The sequence below is a fragment of the Janthinobacterium agaricidamnosum NBRC 102515 = DSM 9628 genome (genome assembly GCF_000723165.1).
In the GTDB taxonomy this organism is placed as follows: Bacteria; Pseudomonadota; Gammaproteobacteria; order Burkholderiales; family Burkholderiaceae_D; genus Janthinobacterium; species Janthinobacterium agaricidamnosum.
In genome coordinates, this window is the sequence record NZ_HG322949.1 from 4,993,894 (window position 1) to 5,009,777 (window position 15,884).

Annotated in this window: 13 protein-coding genes; 3 read left to right on the top strand and 10 right to left on the bottom strand. The window is 60.7% G+C overall.

Annotation, left to right across the window (positions count from 1 at the left end; all coding sequences use genetic code 11):
• Window positions 1-97 precede the first annotated feature (97 nt).
• Window positions 98-2,317 (bottom strand): IPT/TIG domain-containing protein, encoded by a 2,220-nt coding sequence (locus GJA_RS21475; protein WP_061301560.1) that lies wholly within the window; start codon window positions 2,315-2,317, stop codon window positions 98-100.
• Here GJA_RS21475 and GJA_RS21480 point away from each other — a divergent pair.
• The gene (locus tag GJA_RS21480; RefSeq protein ID WP_061301559.1) at window positions 2,316-2,642 is read left to right on the top strand and encodes a hypothetical protein; all 327 of its coding nucleotides are present in this window, start codon (window positions 2,316-2,318) and stop codon (window positions 2,640-2,642) included. The two genes, GJA_RS21475 and GJA_RS21480, sit on opposite strands and share 2 nt — an antisense overlap.
• 166 nt (window positions 2,643-2,808) lie before the next feature.
• On the opposite strand, the gene GJA_RS27555 is transcribed toward GJA_RS21480, so the two are convergent.
• Window positions 2,809-3,183, bottom strand: a complete 375-nt coding sequence (locus tag GJA_RS27555; RefSeq protein WP_169803231.1) for a hypothetical protein — start codon at window positions 3,181-3,183, stop codon at window positions 2,809-2,811.
• Between GJA_RS27555 and metH the strand changes: the two genes are divergently transcribed.
• Entirely contained in the window at window positions 3,080-6,889 is a 3,810-nt protein-coding gene (metH, locus tag GJA_RS21485) for a methionine synthase (RefSeq protein WP_038496385.1), read from the top strand. The genes GJA_RS27555 and metH overlap by 104 nt on opposite strands.
• 100 nt (window positions 6,890-6,989) lie before the next feature.
• Complete coding sequence (locus GJA_RS21490; RefSeq protein WP_051781219.1) at window positions 6,990-7,367, top strand: SPW repeat protein; 378 nt, start codon at window positions 6,990-6,992, stop codon at window positions 7,365-7,367.
• A 67-nt stretch (window positions 7,368-7,434) separates the two neighbouring features.
• Here the strand turns inward: GJA_RS21490 and GJA_RS21495 are convergent, their stop codons facing one another.
• From GJA_RS21495 to rsmB, 8 genes are all read right to left on the bottom strand, one after another.
• Entirely contained in the window at window positions 7,435-8,715 is a 1,281-nt protein-coding gene (locus GJA_RS21495; RefSeq protein ID WP_038496387.1) for an EAL and HDOD domain-containing protein, read from the bottom strand.
• A 165-nt stretch (window positions 8,716-8,880) separates the two neighbouring features.
• The gene (locus GJA_RS21500) at window positions 8,881-9,660 is read right to left on the bottom strand and encodes a class II glutamine amidotransferase (protein ID WP_081905521.1); all 780 of its coding nucleotides are present in this window, start codon (window positions 9,658-9,660) and stop codon (window positions 8,881-8,883) included.
• 132 nt (window positions 9,661-9,792) lie between these two features.
• Window positions 9,793-10,050 carry a BTH_I0359 family protein gene (locus tag GJA_RS21505; RefSeq protein ID WP_038496392.1) on the bottom strand — a complete coding sequence of 86 codons (258 nt, stop codon included), beginning with the start codon at window positions 10,048-10,050 and terminating at the stop codon, window positions 9,793-9,795.
• A 133-nt stretch (window positions 10,051-10,183) separates the two neighbouring features.
• Window positions 10,184-10,570 carry a hypothetical protein gene (locus GJA_RS21510; RefSeq protein WP_038496396.1) on the bottom strand — a complete coding sequence of 129 codons (387 nt, stop codon included), beginning with the start codon at window positions 10,568-10,570 and terminating at the stop codon, window positions 10,184-10,186.
• The gene (locus GJA_RS21515) at window positions 10,567-11,289 is read right to left on the bottom strand and encodes a response regulator (protein WP_038496399.1); all 723 of its coding nucleotides are present in this window, start codon (window positions 11,287-11,289) and stop codon (window positions 10,567-10,569) included. The genes GJA_RS21510 and GJA_RS21515 overlap by 4 nt, the downstream gene beginning before the upstream one ends.
• A 90-nt stretch (window positions 11,290-11,379) precedes the next feature.
• Window positions 11,380-13,662, bottom strand: a complete 2,283-nt coding sequence (locus GJA_RS21520; protein WP_038496402.1) for a sensor histidine kinase — start codon at window positions 13,660-13,662, stop codon at window positions 11,380-11,382.
• Between the two features lie 3 nt (window positions 13,663-13,665).
• Window positions 13,666-14,289: a DUF4390 domain-containing protein gene (locus GJA_RS21525; RefSeq protein WP_051781221.1), complete on the bottom strand. Its 624-nt coding sequence runs from the start codon at window positions 14,287-14,289 to the stop codon at window positions 13,666-13,668.
• The gene (rsmB, locus tag GJA_RS21530; protein WP_038496407.1) at window positions 14,279-15,691 is read right to left on the bottom strand and encodes a 16S rRNA (cytosine(967)-C(5))-methyltransferase RsmB; all 1,413 of its coding nucleotides are present in this window, start codon (window positions 15,689-15,691) and stop codon (window positions 14,279-14,281) included. Before rsmB ends, GJA_RS21525 begins: the two co-directional genes overlap by 11 nt.
• Between the last annotated feature and the right edge of the window lie 193 nt (window positions 15,692-15,884).

Below are 15,884 nucleotides of genomic sequence, written 5' to 3' on the forward strand. Positions count from 1 at the left end.
CTACAGCGCAATAAAAAAGGCCGGACAGTGTCGCCACTGCCCGGCCTTCCATCCTTTGCAGCCGCCGCGGCGGCTGCCTTTCCCTGTCTACTATCAATTACTGGTTCGGCACCCGCACCAGGCGCGCCTTCAGCGCAGTCGCCAGGCTGACTTCAAACGTGCCGCCGCCGGCCAGGCTGCGCACGTCCAGCGTTGCGCTGCCGCCGCTCAGCGACGACGCCAGCACGCTGCGGCTGCCGTTCGCGGCCACATACGATACCGCCACATTCGGTTCCGCCGCGGCATTCCAGGTCAAGCTCAGTTTGCCATTGGCCAGCGACGTGCTGACATTGGCGGCATCGGTCTTGCTGACCTTGCGCTGCCCCAGTTGCGGCAAGGCCTTGTCTTGATCGAATACCTGCAAGTCGCTGATATCGCCCGGATTGACCAGGCTGACCCAGAAATGGCTCATCTCGCCGCCATGGTCGGCCAGGCTGGCCGCATTGAATGGCACGTCGATGGTTTGCCCGGCGCCGGTGGTCACGCGCAAGGTGTAATGATGGCTATTGCTCATCACTTCAGCTTGCAGACGCGCGCCGGACGCCACCGGCGCATTCAATTGCACGCCGCTGGCAGTGATCTTGCCGGAAATGGTCAGGAAGCCGTTTTCCGGCACCAGCACGCTGGCCGCCAGCAAACTTGCCTGGGCATTGGCAACACTGCGGTTGCTCAGGAATTGCTGCACGCGGGCATAACTGTAGTCGGAGAACCAGGAACCGCCGCAATAACTCATCACGTCCTTCATCTGGGTGCTGGTGCCGTTGGCGTTATTGGCCGGCTTGCTCAACTGGCCCAGCTGGGTATCGCCATACAGGCTGTTGTAGATGCCCTTGCTGCCCAGGTTGCCGTTCGGGTAAGGATACGCCGGATCGACGCCGGCCGGCGAACCGCAATCGACGTGCAGCAGCGAATGGTTGTGGCCGATTTCATGCACCAGCGTGGTCAGCCACTCGGGCCAGGCGTTGCCGAACGGATCGGTCGATACCTGGAAAGTCCAGCGCGCGTCGAGGCCGACCGCCGAACTCCATGCGGTGCCGCTGGCGCGGTCGCCGATATAAGCCAGGCCGGCGGTGCGGGTGGTCGATGGATCGCTGGCCAGGCCGTAATAAAACGCGCCCGTATCTTCTTGCTTGCGCACCGATTCCAGCTGGCTCAGCGTGGCTTCCCACCAGCTATTGTCGCGGCTGCTGCCGGCCACTTGCAGCGGCGCGCGCTGGGTCACCGTGATATCGGCGGCCGCATACGGATACACCCGCGCCAATGCATCGCGGATCTTGCCCATGTCCGGCACCTGCGAGGTACCGGTGGCGGAAATCAGCGGCACCAGCACCACCCGGATCTTGGCGGCGTTCGCCACCGCCGGCGTGGCCGACTGGCTGATCGCGGCGCTGCCGTCGCTTTGCGCGGCGATGATTTTCACTTGCAGGCCGGGCTGTACCCAGGCGGCCGGCAAGACCGTATTGAAGGTGGTCGACAAGGCATAGTCATCTTTACTCAGAGGCAAGGTCGCAGGACCGCTCATGGTCAGGCGGCCCAGCAAGATGCCTGTCTTCGAGCTGGCTTCCAGCGTCACCAGCGGGCTGGCCCGGCCGGCGCCGGTATTGGTCAGCACCGCCGCGCGCACCGCCGCAGGTTTGCCTTGCGACAGTTTTAATGCGGCGTCGCTGGCATTCACATTGTAGACCTGGTCAAAATCGATGCTGCCGATGTTGAACACCGAAATCGTGCCGGCGTTGACATCGATGCGCGACGGCGCGCTCAACACCACGTTGCCGGTGCTGCCCAGCGCGGCCGACAACACCAGCTGGGTGTCGCTGGCGCTGACGATGCTGGCTGTGGCCGCACCGACCTTGGCGCCGGTCACGCTGCCCAGGTTAGTACCCAGCACGGTAATCGACAAGGCGTTGCCGCTGGCCTGGCTGGACAGCGAACTCACCGTCGCCACCGGCAATACCGTGTACGGGCTGCTGGTGGTGAACTGGTTGTAAGTGCCGATGAAGGTCAGGTTGCCGCTGGCCGCACCGGCCGGCACCACGAAGCTGACGCTGCTGTCGCCATGCGGGCTGGCCACGGTGGCGCTGCTGCTGTTGGCAAATTGCACACTGGTCAGCGCCGACAGGCCGCTGCCGGTCACGGTCACGGTGGAACCGGCGCCGCCGGTGGCCGGGCTGACATCGGTGACGGCCAATGGCACATAGGCGTTCAACTGGAACACGGTGTTGCTGGTGCCGGAACCCGACACCAGCGCCAGCAGACCGGAAACCGGGGCCGATGGCATGGTCAATGTCGCTGTCGTTTTGGCGGCACTGACGATTTTTAAAACCTGGCCGGCCAATTCAAAACGGCTGACATTATCCAGATTGCTGCCATTAACTACTATATTAGTATTGACCGGGCTATTCGCATTAGTAACACTGGTCACGCTGGAGGATGTCACCACCGTGCTATTGGTACTGGAAACGGCCCCGGAATCGGATCCGCCGCCGCCGCATGCGGACAGGCTCAGCAGAGTGAAAAGGGTGATCAGAAAACGATTTTTCATGACAGCGATCCTGTTCTGCGTGGCGCACTGGCACGAGCGAATAATCGAAACGAAAAAGTAGGCGGGAAAGTCATATATCACTTTAAAAGGATGGAATACTCACCATTATCCACGCCTTCAATTCCTGAAGGCAACTATTAATACCCATTACTTAATTAAATAAATAAATAATTCAGCCGGAATATTTACCGAAAATTAAGTTGAATCTCTCCAAATTTCACAAATTCTCACCAAATCTCACTATGAAAATAAATATTTTTTCTTGCAACTATTCGCCAATGAATAGACTTGAAAAAAGTTTGAAAAATATGTGACGGTGATGTCTTTCTGGAACTTGTTTCCAGCATGTGAAATGGCAAAAATGAAAAGTGCGACGCGGCAACAGCGCCAGCGGCCAGCCGATGGCCATTGCTCAAAACTAAAGCAGCCTGATGCCGTATAATTTTAGGCCCGGTGACATCCACCGCCGCAGCCCCAGTCGCCTCTTGAAAGCCTGACATGAACGCTACCGTGCCCCCCGCCATCTCTCCGACAGAAACCTTGCTGCGCGAGATACTGGTCCGCCGCATCATGATTCTGGATGGCGCAATGGGCACCATCATCCAGCAATACAAACTCGACGAAGAGGCGTACCGGGGCGGACCGCAAGGCCGCTTCATCGATTTCGCCGCGCCGGCCGACAGCGGTTCGCGTGAATTGTTCGTCAAGGGCAATAACGAGTTGCTGACCCTGACCCAGCCGCACATCATCCAGGAAATCCACGAGCGCTATCTGGCGGCCGGCGCCGATTTGATCGAAACCAATACCTTCGGCGCCACCACGATTGCCCAGGACGATTACCACATGGCGCACCTGGCCTACGAAATGAACGTCGCAGCCGCCAGGCTGGCGCGCACCGCCTGCGATAAATACTCGACGCCGGACAAGCCGCGCTTCGTCGCCGGCGCGCTCGGGCCGACCCCGAAGACCGCGTCGATCTCGCCCGACGTCAACGACCCGGCCGCGCGCAACATCACCTTCGACCAGCTGGTCGCCTCCTACCTCGAACAAACCCGCGGCCTGGTCGAAGGCGGCGCCGACGTGCTGCTGGTCGAAACCATTTTCGATACCTTGAACTGCAAGGCCGCGCTGTTCGCGATCGACCTGTTCTACGAAGAAAACCCGCACGTGGTGCGCTTGCCGCTGATGATTTCCGGCACCGTCACGGATGCGTCCGGACGCATCTTGTCAGGCCAGACCGTGCCCGCCTTCTGGAACTCGGTGCGCCATGCCAAGCCGCTGACGATCGGCCTCAATTGCGCGCTGGGCGCCGCACTGATGCGCCCGTACGCCGAAGAACTGGCGAAAATCGCCGACACCTTTGTCTGCATCTACCCGAACGCCGGCTTGCCCAACCCGATGAGCGACACCGGTTTCGACGAATTGCCGGCCGACACGTCGGCGCTGCTGCGCGAATTCGCCGACAGCGGCTTCATCAACATCGCCGGCGGCTGCTGCGGCACCACGCCGGAACATATCGCCGCCATCGCTGAATTGCTGTCGAAAAACACGCCGCGCAGCGTGCCCGCCAAGTCGCACGACTTGCGCCTGTCGGGACTGGAACCGTTCACCATCAATGAAGAGTCGCTGTACGTCAACGTCGGCGAACGCACCAACGTCACCGGCTCCAAGGCCTTTGCGCGCATGATCTTGAACGAGCAATACGATGATGCATTGTCGGTTGCCCGCCAGCAAGTCGAAAATGGCGCACAAGTGATCGATATCAATATGGACGAGGCGATGCTCGATTCGCTGGCCGCGATGACGCGCTTCTTGAACCTGATCGCGTCGGAGCCGGACATTTCGCGCGTGCCGATCATGATCGACTCGTCGAAATGGTCGGTCATCGAAGCGGGCTTGAAATGCGTGCAGGGCAAGGCCATCGTCAACTCGATTTCGATGAAGGAAGGCGAAGCGGAATTCCTGCGCCAGGCCAGGCTGTGCCGGCGCTACGGCGCGGCCGTGATCGTCATGGCCTTCGACGAGAAAGGCCAGGCCGACACCTTCGAGCGCAAGATCGAAATTTGCGCCCGCGCCTACCACCTGCTGGTCGATGCGCTGGACTTTCCGCCGGAAGACATCATTTTCGACCCGAACATCTTCGCCATCGCGACCGGCATCGAAGAACACAATAACTATGCCGTCGATTTCATCAACGCGACCCGCTGGATCAAGGAAAACCTGCCTTACGCCAAGATCTCGGGCGGCGTGTCGAATGTCTCGTTCAGCTTCCGTGGCAACGATCCGGCCCGCGAAGCGATCCATACCGTGTTCCTGTACCACGCGATCAAGGCCGGCATGACCATGGGCATCGTCAACGCCGGCATGATGGGCGTCTACGACGACCTCGATCCGGAATTGCGCGAACGGGTCGAAGACGTGGTGCTGAACCGGCGCGAGGACGCGACCGAGCGGATGATCGACATCGCCGGCACCTTGAAGGCCGGCGGCAAGGCCGAAGTGCAAAACCTGGCCTGGCGCGAAGGCACGGTGCAGCAGCGTCTGTCGCACGCGCTGGTGCATGGCATCACCCAATGGATCGTCGACGATACCGAGGAAGCGCGCCAGGCATTGCTGGGCAATGGCGGCCGGCCGATCCACGTGATCGAAGGGCCGTTGATGGACGGCATGAACGTGGTCGGCGACTTGTTTGGACAAGGAAAAATGTTCTTGCCGCAAGTGGTCAAATCGGCGCGCGTGATGAAACAGGCGGTGGCCCATCTGATCCCGTACATCGAGGAAGAAAAGAAACGCGAGGAAGCGCGCACCGGCATCGTCGCCAAGCCGAAGGGCAAGATCGTGATCGCCACCGTCAAGGGCGACGTGCATGACATCGGCAAGAATATCGTGTCGGTGGTCTTGCAGTGTAATAACTTTGAAGTGGTCAACATGGGCGTGATGGTGCCCTGCTCCGAAATCCTGGCGCGCGCCAAGCTGGAAAATGCCGACATCATCGGCCTGTCCGGCCTGATCACGCCATCGCTGGAAGAAATGGCGTATGTTGCCAAGGAAATGCAGCGCGACGACCATTTCCGCATGCTCAAGATTCCGCTGCTGATCGGCGGCGCCACCACCAGCCGCGCCCATACGGCCGTCAAGATCGCCCACAATTACGAGGGCCCGGTGGTGTATGTGCCGGACGCGTCGCGTTCGGTATCGGTGGCGCAATCGCTGCTGACGCCGGAGCAGCGCGACAAATACGTCGAAGAAATCGAACGCGATTACGCGCGCATCCGCGAACAGCACGCCAATAAAAAAGCGCTGCCGACCCTGTCGCTGGCGGCCGCGCGCGCCAACCGCATGATCGTGCCGTTCGACGGCGATGACGCGCCGGTGAAACCGAAATTCATCGGCCGCCGCGTGTTCAAGAATGTCGATCTGGCCACCATCGCCCACTACATCGACTGGGGCCCGTTCTTCCAGACCTGGGACCTGGCCGGCCCGTACCCGGCGATCCTGAGCGATGAAGTGGTCGGCGACGCCGCCACCAAGGTGTTCGCCGAAGGCCAGGCGCTGCTGAAAAAACTGATCGACGGCCGCTGGCTGACCGCCAACGGCGTGGTGGCCTTGCTACCGGCCAATAGCGTCAACGACGACGATATCGAAATCTATACCGACGAATCGCGCTCCACCGTGGCGTTCACCTATTACGGCTTGCGCCAGCAAGGCGTCAAACCGGTGGTCGATGGTCTGCAGCGGCCGAACCAGTGCCTGGCCGATTTTATCGCGCCGAAACTGGTCGATGGCCGGCCATCCGGCCTGAAGGATTACATCGGCATGTTCGCCGTCACGTCCGGCCTCGGCATCGAGAAATACGAAAAGCGCTTCGAAGACGCGCACGACGATTATTCGTCGATCATGCTGAAATCGCTGGCCGACCGGCTGGCCGAAGCGTTCGCCGAATACCTGCATGAGCGGGTGCGCAAGGATTTATGGGGCTATGCGCCGGACGAAGCCTTCAGCAACGACGACATGATCGCTGAAAAATACCGCGGCATCCGCCCGGCGCCCGGTTATCCGGCGTGCCCGGAACACACGGTCAAGTCCGACATGTTCAAGGTCTTGCAAGCCGAGGACATCGGCATGATGCTGACCGAATCGTACGCCATGTTTCCCGGCGCGGCGGTATGCGGTTTTTATTTCGGCCACCCCGCATCGAAATACTTCGTGGTCGGCAAGATCGGCGACGACCAGCTGAACGACATGGTCAAGCGGCGCGGCGTGGCCAGGGAGGACATGGAACGCTGGCTGGCGCCCAACCTCTCCTGATTGAACTTTTTTCGCGCCGGGCGTACTAACTCAGTACGCCGGCGGGAGCTTGCGTTGTACTCCCCGGCCTGGCATTTTCATGACTAGCTTAGGAGGCAATATGGCAATCAATCAATCGCTGAAACGCTGGCAAGACCAGCTGATCCTGGTACTCGGCTTATGGCTGATCGTATCGCCGTGGGCGTTCGCCGATGCCGCGGACAGGCCCGAAGTGGCCAATGCCGTCATTTCCGGCCTGGTCATCGCGGTGCTGGCCGCCTTCGATTTGTACAAGACCTATTTCTGGGCGGTGGTGCTCAACCTCGCGCTGGGGATCTGGGTCGCGGTGTCGCCGTGGGTATTGCAAATCGCCGACCGCGGTCCGATGACGTGGAACTCCTTGATCGTCGGCATCGCGGTAGCGGTACTGGCCTTGTGGGAATTACGTACCGATCCGGAATTGCTCAAGCATTGGCCGGGCGCCGGCGCGGCAACCTGATGCCTTGCGTACCCTCTAATAAAAAACGGCGCCTCGCAAGGCGCCGCTTGAATCAATTATTCCCCACTCAGACCGCGTAGCGCACCACGTTGTCGCTCCATTCGTACGCCGCCATTTCCAGCTCGACCAAATCGTCCGGCGACATCGCCAGTTCGCGCAAGGTCGGCACGATCTGGTCTTCCAGGTCTTCGATGCGTTCGATGCATTCGGCCAGGCGCAGCAAGTCGCCATAAAAACCTGTGCGCGTCAGCAATGCTTCGGCCACTTCATCGATCACGGGAATCTGTTTCAGGATGTCTTCCATCGAGACGCCGAACAGCGTATCCATCAGCGACATGATGCCGACCGTGAAGGCGACATCGGCCGAATGGGCATGATTCGGACGTAATTTATGCGCCAGCAATTCGAGCAAGCGGCCACGGGTGGTCGCCAGCATCAGCAGCGGCGTCATGCTGTGGCCGCGCTTGCTCGGTTCGGCGTACAGCATGATTTGCAGCCAGCGCTGCAATTGACGGCGGCCCAGCACCGTCACCGCCTGGCTCAGCGAATCGATGCGCTGGCGCGCGCCGACGGCTGGCGTATTGACCAGGCGCAGCAAGTTCAAGGCCAGCGACACATCGCCCTTGATGGCGCGTTCAATGTCCAGGTTATCGGCGTCCGATGTGACCAGGGTCATCAATTCCATCACCGCCAGTTGCGACGGCGACAGTTTTTTACCCGTCATGATGGCCGGCTTGGCAAAATAATACCCCTGGAAGTAATCGAAGCCCAGCTCCAGGCCGGTCCTGAATTCTTCGCGGGTTTCGACTTTTTCGGCCACCAGCTTTTTCTTGTCGAGCTTGAAGCGCGGCGCCAGCGTGGCCAAGGTCGCCGGATCGACGCTGCTCATGTCCATCTTGACATACTCGACCAGCGGCAGCAATTGCTGCACTTGCTGGCTGTCGTTGACCACGTTTTCGAGCGCAAACGTGAAGCCGTGGCCGACCAGTTCAGTGATACGCTGGTAAATCTCGGGCGTGACTTGCATCGATTCAACGATTTCCAGCACGACTTTTTCGCGTGGCAAGAAAACAAAGATATCGCTCATGATCACGTCGGCATCGACATTGACGAAGCCGAGCGCATCGCCGATGACCTTTTCCATGCCCAGTTGCGAGGCATGGGCGATCACGGACGCGGTGGCCGACAAGTCGCTGGTGATATTGGCCGGGCCGACCGGGGCGTTGCGGAATAGCAACTCATAGCCAAACAAGGCTTGATTCCGGTCGAGGATCGGTTGGCGGCCCAAATAAAATTCGCGCACGCGCAAAGGTTTGGGGGTCGGGTCGGTGTTGGAAATATCGATCATTAAATCTTTATCATTCATGTCGAGTGACATGCGTCAAACTGCACGCCATGGTTGAATATTGATAATACTGTACCTGATTTGTGTCGGCTTGATGGTTAATTTGTGTCGGCTTGGTAAATATTTTGGCAGTAATGCCTGCCCTTGTCGTTGAGAAATGACGATAGATCACGCTATCGGCGCCGGTTCAGGCCATCCATCGACAAATAATTTCAACTCGCCAGGTAAAAATGCGGTCCAGATTTCATTGGTGGTCAACGGCTGGGTGACGATCACGGCGACACGATCGTCCGGCGTGGTCACTTGCGAAAAATCAACACTGACATCTTCATCAGACAGTTTAGCAGTGACGAAAGGATGTTGCCGCACTACATAAAACAAGTTCGTCGAACAATGGGCAAACAATTCCGTACCGCTCGACAACAGCATATTGAAAGTGCCGTGGGCCGCGATGCCGGCCACGATGCCGCCCAGTGCCGCATGCAGCTCGCCGCGCGACGGCGGCACAGCGCCGAAACGGGCCTGCAACTGTTGCAGCAGATAACAGAAAGCCCGCTCGCTGTCGGTGCAGCCGACCGGCCGGTAGCTGCCATCGAGCACGGGCGCAAAGTCTTTCAAGTCGCCATTGTGGGCGAATACCCAGTAGCGCCCCCACAGTTCGCGCACGAAGGGATGGCAATTTTCCAGCGCCACCCGGCCCTGGGTCGCCTTGCGGATATGCGCAATCACGTTGGTGGACTTGATCGGGTAATGTTTGATCAGCTCGGCCACCGGCGACGCGATGGCGGCCTGGTGGTCGACGAAATGGCGCACCCCGGCGCCTTCGAAAAACGCGATGCCCCAGCCATCATGGTGGGTATCGGTGTGGCCGCCGCGCATCGCGAAGCCGGTAAAACTAAACACAATGTCGGTAGGGACATTGCAATTCATTCCTAGGAGTTGGCACATGGTTGCTTGACTGCTGTTCGATACAGGTAACAGGAACAACCTTACCACGCCGCTGCGCGCTCGCGGGAAAGAAGCGGTCCGACAACGTTAAATTTAGCAACATTTAACGCTGGCGGGCCGGCAGGATGATTTTTAATGCAATAGTACCGGCTGGCTCATCAACGATTCGTAACTTCCAAGAAACTCATCGATTTCCTCCATGCTCGGTTCGCTGGCGATCAACTGGTTGACGTCGCGCCGGAAGTTTTGCGCCAGCACGCCGGCAATAAAGGTTTCGCGTTTGCCACCCTTGTCGACGATTTCATAGCCGCCGAAGCGCAACGCTTCCAGGTCGCGGTCGGCGCCGAATTCAACCACGCTGTATTGCTCGCTGTTATAGATGAGGTTCATTTTGCTTCCTTCGCTCTATCAAGGTGAGGGGGATACCTTGTCTTTCCACCGTCTCTTTCAGCACTGAGGTGGGGTTGGCGCCCGCCTTTTCAAGTAGCGCCCTCCCCTGCCAATTGTAACGGCTTGCTACCGACTATGCTTGCACCGCCAAATCCGGTTCCAGCCGCAGGTAGGCGTCGTACGGCGGCGCCAGCAGCCACGCGCGTAATTGTTCCAGGTGGGTGGCGTTGGCCAGGCTGATGAACAGTTGCTCCGGAGGGTGGCGCAGCAAGCGGTTCAGGGTCACCCGCAACACCAGGTTACCGGCGCAGCACAGGCAGCCGGGGGCGATGCGCAGTATCTGGGGAGCGACCCCGGGCGGCAAATCGGCCAGTGTCGAATTGCCGTCTGATAAGCCTTCGAGTATCGCGGCGCTAGCCACGCCGCTCAGCAGGGCCGCGCCGATGGCCGTTTCGCGCTGGCTGGCGCGGCCGCCGACCACCAGCGTGGTGGCCAGCGGCGCCGTGATGCCGGCGGTCATACTCCTTTTTTGGCCAGCCGGCCGGGCTCGACGCCCAGTTGCTTCAGTTTGCGGTACAAATGGGTGCGTTCCAGGCCGGTCTTTTCCGCCACCCGCGTCATGCTGCCGCCTTCGCGGCCCAGGTGATGTTCGAAATACATGCGTTCGAACGCATCGCGCGCCTCGCGCAGCGGCAAATCGAAGGACAGGTTGAACAGCTGGTTGTCGCCGCCTTGCTGCGGCGCCACGCCGGGACGCACCACCACATGTTGCGGAGGGGCATTATTGCTGAAGCTGGGCGCCTGGTTGCTGACATGCTCTTCGACCGCCGCCGGCAATGGGCGCGGCGCGGCGGCCGGCGCGCGCGGGGTTTCCTGGGCGCGCGTCAAACCCTGTTGCACCGCTTTCAGCAGTTTTTGCAAGGCAATCGGTTTTTCCAGGAAGTTCAGCGCGCCGATGCGGGTCGCTTCGACCGCCGTATCGATGGTGGCATGGCCGGACATCATGATGACCGGCATCGTCAGCAAACCGTCGCGCTGCCATTCCTTGAGCAGGGTCACGCCATCGGTATCGGGCATCCAGATATCGAGCAAGACCAGGTCCGGCGCACCGGCGGCGCGCGCTTCCCGGGCCTGCTGCGCGTTTTCGGCCAGCTGGATCGCATGTCCCTCATCGCCCAAGATTTCCGAGAGCAATTCGCGGATACCCATTTCATCATCAACTACGAGAATGTTTGCCATCTATCCCTGCCTTCCTCATTTCGCCGTGTCCGTTGCAACCATAATAGTATGCACCTTCATGACAGCTATGATTTTATTAGTTTTTAAGCGTTAAGCCAGATTATCCGGGGCTAACTTTAACAGCAAAATGACGACTGACGCGCCACTTCCGTCGCTCCGGTTCTCGATATCGATCTTGCCACCGTGTTCATCGATAATTTTTTTGACCATGGCCAAGCCCAATCCGGTGCCGCGGGCCTTCGACGTGACATACGGTTCGAAGGCGCGGGCCAGGATTTTCGGCGCAAAACCAGGGCCATTGTCAGTGATCGCCAAGCGCACGGCAATATTCACGCCGCCGTCCGCGCTACGATAATGGATTGCTTCGGTCGTCACGTCAATCCGTGGATGCATGGCGCCGCTCTGGTCGGCCATCGCGTCTTGCGCGTTCTGCAGCAAATTATGGATCACCTGCCGTAATTGTGTCGCATCGCCCATCACCGCCGGCAAATGCGGCGCCAGGTTCGGGTGGATGATGTCGCCATCGTCGCCGCGCAGGTACAAGTGCAGGATTTCCTCGATCAGGTCGTTCAGGCTGAGCAGCGACAGCACCGCCGGCGGCGTCTTCGCATAGTCGCGGAAATCGTCGACCATGCGCTTCATCGCCGCCACCTGGTTGACGATGGTGCTGGTGCTCTTGTTCAGCAAATCCATCTCCGGCTGCTCCAGCTTGCCATCCAGCTTCATTTGCAAACGTTCGGCCGACAACTGGATCGGCGTCAGCGGATTCTTGATTTCATGCGCCAGGCGGCGCGCCACCTCGCCCCAGGCGATCGAGCGCTGCGCCGAAATGACGTCGGAAATATCGTCGAACACGACGATGTAGCCGCTGCCCGATTCCAGCGGCAGGCGCGAACCGCGCGCCAGCAGGGTGATGTCGTGCTCGTCGGCGCTGCTGCCGCTGCGGCGCGGGATTTCGATTTGCTGCTGCCAGTGCAAGCGCTGCAGATTGCGGCCGGACGCCGATTGCGCGCTTTGCGCGGTGAAGGCGCTGACGATCGCGCCGCCGAATTCGCGCATGCCGTCGATATTGGCCAGCGGCTGGCCGACCATCGTCACGCCGGCGTGCTGCAAGATGCGCTCGACCGATTCATTACAGGTGACCAGTTTGAAATCGCCGTCCAGCACCATCACGCCGGCCGACATATTGGCCAGCACCGATTCCAGGTGGGCCTTGGCGTTTTGCAGCGCGGCGCGGTTGCTTTCGACCGCCGTGCGGGCTTCGAACAATTGCCGCGTCATGGTATTGAACGATTGCGTCAGCGTACCCAGTTCATCCTTGGTCGCCAATATCGGGCGCGGCGACAAGTCGCCCTCGGCCACCGCGCGCGTGCCTTCGGCCAGCAGCAACAGCGGCTGCGCCAGGTTGCCGGCGATCAGGAAGGCGCTGGCGATGGCGCCGAAAATCGCCAGCAGCAAGGTCAGCGTCAGCGTTTCGATATACATCTTGCGCAAGCCGACCCGCGCCACGAAACGGGCCTTGTATTCGCTGTAGGCGTCGCGCAGGATTTCGCCATTGGTGGCCAGGCTGGGCGGCACGCTCTGTAACAGTTGCAGATAACGCAAAGAGCCGGAACGGCCGGGAATCGGCACCAGCACCCGCAGCCGCAGCCCGGTGGCCACGTCGGGCACGGCCGGCGCCACCGCGCGAATGCCGGCGCCGCCGGACTCCTTGCTATCGTCGCGCAATTCGATGCCGCCTTCGGCCGCCGCGTAACCGGCCGGCGTCAGCGCCTGGGCCAGCATGGCCGGGGTCGGCAAGTCGGCGGCCGGATGGTCGCCTGCGCTGGCCAGCAGCACCCCGCTGTCGTCGACCAGCAGCGCATTTTGCATGCCCGGATCGCGCAACAGGCTGTTCAGCGTGGTCTGGGTGGCCGGCGGCGGCACGCTGGACAGCGAAGCCACCGCGTGTTTGGCGCGGCCATTCAATTCCACCAGCGCCGCATCGAGACCGGCGCGGCCCAGGTTCAGGCCGGATTCCAGCGCCGCCTCGATCTTGACATTGAACCACGACTCAATCGAATGCGATACAAATTGCACCGACACCAGGAAGATCACCACGCCGGGCAGGATGCCGATGGCGGCAAACAGCAGCACCAGCCGGGTCATCAGTTTCGAGCCGAACTTGCCGCTCTTGTAACGGGAATACAGGCGCGCCAGCGACAGGCCGACCAGCACCAGCAGCGATACCGCGACGGCCGCGTTGAGCCCCAGCAGCCAGGAATAATAACGGTCGAAGAAGCCGGAATTATCGGACGCCGAAGCCAGCAGGAACAGCAGGATGCTGACAATGCCGCCGCCGACCACCAACACATACCGCAAGGCCTGGGTCACTGCTTATTCCGCCTTGTAGAGGAAAGTTTTTTTATTCGACGCCAGGCGCCAGTCGCTATTATTAAAAGCGTTGACCTGGATCGGCTTCGGCAGGTAATCGCGATCCATGCCCATGGTCAGCGTGACGTTGTAGATCTCGCCGACCTTCAGCGCGCCGCGCGGCGCCACTATCCAGCGGCTCGGGCGGCGGATCAGGAACAGCGCATCGTCCAGCGTCGGGAAGCTTTGCTGCAGGCTGCCGCTGGTCGATACATGGTATTGACGGGTCAGCACATTGTAGGAAATCCGGCTGGTTTGCTTGGCAACGATGGCCTTTTCATCAAACCAGTACCAGCGCGGCCGCGTCAATTCGATCTCGGTCGTGAAAAACAGCGGCACGCCATGCTGCACCGCGTCTTCCAGGCCATGGTTCAATTCAAACGAATAGCTGGCGGCCAGCCGGTAGCCCTCGTCGGAAGCTTCGATATACGCCCGCGTGATATCGACACCGTCAGCCGCACGCGCCGGCAGCGTCATGCAAGCCAGTGTCAGCAACAGGGTGAGGAGGCGGAAAAATCGTATGGTCACGAGTGGGCCGGTGTTTAATAAGTCCGTTGGAAAATAAGGGGCGCAAGCACTACGCCGCATTTTTTTGGAACAGCGCATAAAACAAGCCGTCGTGATCTTGCTCCACGGCACCAGTCGGCAACAATTGGCCGGGCGCCGCCAGTCGTGTCGCATTATTGCGCACGGCAAACGCCGCCGCCTGCGCCTCGGACTCTTGCGGCCATAAGGAACATGTCACGAACAGCAATTTACCATCGGGCGCCAGCATCTGCCAAAGATTGTCGAGAATTTTGGCAGAAAGTGTTGCAAGTTGGAACGCATCGCCCTTGCGGCGCAGCCAGCGGATGTCCGGATGGCGCCGCACGATGCCGGACGCGGTGCACGGCACGTCGGCCAGAATGCGGTCGAACGGCTGGCCATCCCACCAGGCGGCCGATTGGGCGTCCTGCGCCTTCAGCGTGGCGTCCAGGCCGAGACGCTGCAAGTTCTCGGCGATGCGCGGCAAGCGCTTGGCGTCGGCGTCGATCGCCGTCAAGGCCACGTCGGCCAGTTCCAGGATATGGCACGTCTTGCCGCCCGGCGCCGCGCAGGCGTCCAGCACGCGCATGCCGTCTTGCACATCGAGCAAGGGCGCGGCCAGTTGCGCGCCGGCGTCCTGCACCGACACATGGCCCTGGTCGAAGCCGGGGATCAGGCTGACGCCGACCGGCTTGGCCAGCCGCACCGCCGACGGTCCGACCCGGGCCGCGTCGATGCCGGCCGCGTGCAATGTCGCCAGGAAAGCCTCGACCGTGGTCTTGCGGCGGTTGACGCGCAGCGTCAGCGGCGGTGCGGCATTGCCGGCCGTTAAAATCGCCTGCCAGTCGCGCGGATAGGCGGTACGGGCGGCGTCGATCCACCATTGCGGGTAATTCCACTGGGCCAGCGGCTGTTGCAGCGCGCTGGCCAGCAATTCCTTGCGTTCGCGCAAGAAACGCCGCAATACCGCGTTGACCATGCCCTTGGCGTGCGCCAGGTCGGGATGCGAGGTGGCCACCGTGACGGCCTGGTCGACCACCGTGAATTCTTCATACGGCTGCTGGCCAGGCTCGGCCGACATCAGGCTCAGCGCGCAAGCGAGCAAACCGGCCAGCATCGGCGGTTCCGGTGCCTTCGACGTCATCAGGCCGATCAGCGTATCGCTGCGGCCCAGCTGGCGCATGGTGCGGTAGGCGATATCCTGGATCGCGCCGCGCGCCTGCGGGCTGGCGTCCGACTGGACAAACACCTTGGCCAGCGCTTGCGGCAAGGCGGTGCCGCCGCGTACCTGGGCCACCGCGTTGGCGGCGCCGAGCAGGCAGAACGCCAGCGAGTCGGCCCGTAAATCGGGCTGGAAGCGGGGTTGCAGCACTGGTTTGAGATCCGGATGGTAGCTTGGGCGCAATTTAGGCGCAGGCGCGGGCTTCGAGACGACTTTCAATTTAAGCGTTGGGCGCTTTTCCATAAGATATCCGGTATTGGGCGATGCTGGTGATCACATGCGGTGCACGCGGCGGCGAAAACCACGCAGGCGCACCATAAAGGGTCGATTGTAGCGTTTGTAGGCGACTCTGAGCTAAGTCCCCCCCAATAAATTATTGTGATTTCTGACTTCCATCACCGGCGCCCTGCGGTGTTGCCCGCTGCTAGCAGTGCTC

Excerpts from the sequence above, each read along its gene's own strand:
- rsmB (WP_038496407.1), bottom strand. The coding sequence starts at position 15,691 with ATGGAAAAGCGCCCAACGCTTAAATTGAAAGTCGTCTCGAAGCCCGCG.
- GJA_RS21515 (WP_038496399.1), bottom strand. The coding sequence starts at position 11,289 with ATGGCAAACATTCTCGTAGTTGATGATGAAATGGGTATCCGCGAATTG.
- GJA_RS21500 (WP_081905521.1), bottom strand. The coding sequence starts at position 9,660 with ATGTGCCAACTCCTAGGAATGAATTGCAATGTCCCTACCGACATTGTG.
- GJA_RS21525 (WP_051781221.1), bottom strand. The coding sequence starts at position 14,289 with ATGCGGCGTAGTGCTTGCGCCCCTTATTTTCCAACGGACTTATTAAAC.
- GJA_RS27555 (WP_169803231.1), bottom strand. The coding sequence starts at position 3,183 with ATGATGGTGCCCATTGCGCCATCCAGAATCATGATGCGGCGGACCAGT.
- metH (WP_038496385.1), top strand. The coding sequence starts at position 3,080 with ATGAACGCTACCGTGCCCCCCGCCATCTCTCCGACAGAAACCTTGCTG.
- GJA_RS21510 (WP_038496396.1), bottom strand. The coding sequence starts at position 10,570 with ATGACCGCCGGCATCACGGCGCCGCTGGCCACCACGCTGGTGGTCGGC.
- GJA_RS21495 (WP_038496387.1), bottom strand. The coding sequence starts at position 8,715 with ATGATCGATATTTCCAACACCGACCCGACCCCCAAACCTTTGCGCGTG.
- GJA_RS21475 (WP_061301560.1), bottom strand. The coding sequence starts at position 2,317 with ATGCCATCGGCCCCGGTTTCCGGTCTGCTGGCGCTGGTGTCGGGTTCC.
- GJA_RS21505 (WP_038496392.1), bottom strand. The coding sequence starts at position 10,050 with ATGAACCTCATCTATAACAGCGAGCAATACAGCGTGGTTGAATTCGGC.
- GJA_RS21480 (WP_061301559.1), top strand. The coding sequence starts at position 2,316 with ATGGTCAATGTCGCTGTCGTTTTGGCGGCACTGACGATTTTTAAAACC.
- GJA_RS21490 (WP_051781219.1), top strand. The coding sequence starts at position 6,990 with ATGGCAATCAATCAATCGCTGAAACGCTGGCAAGACCAGCTGATCCTG.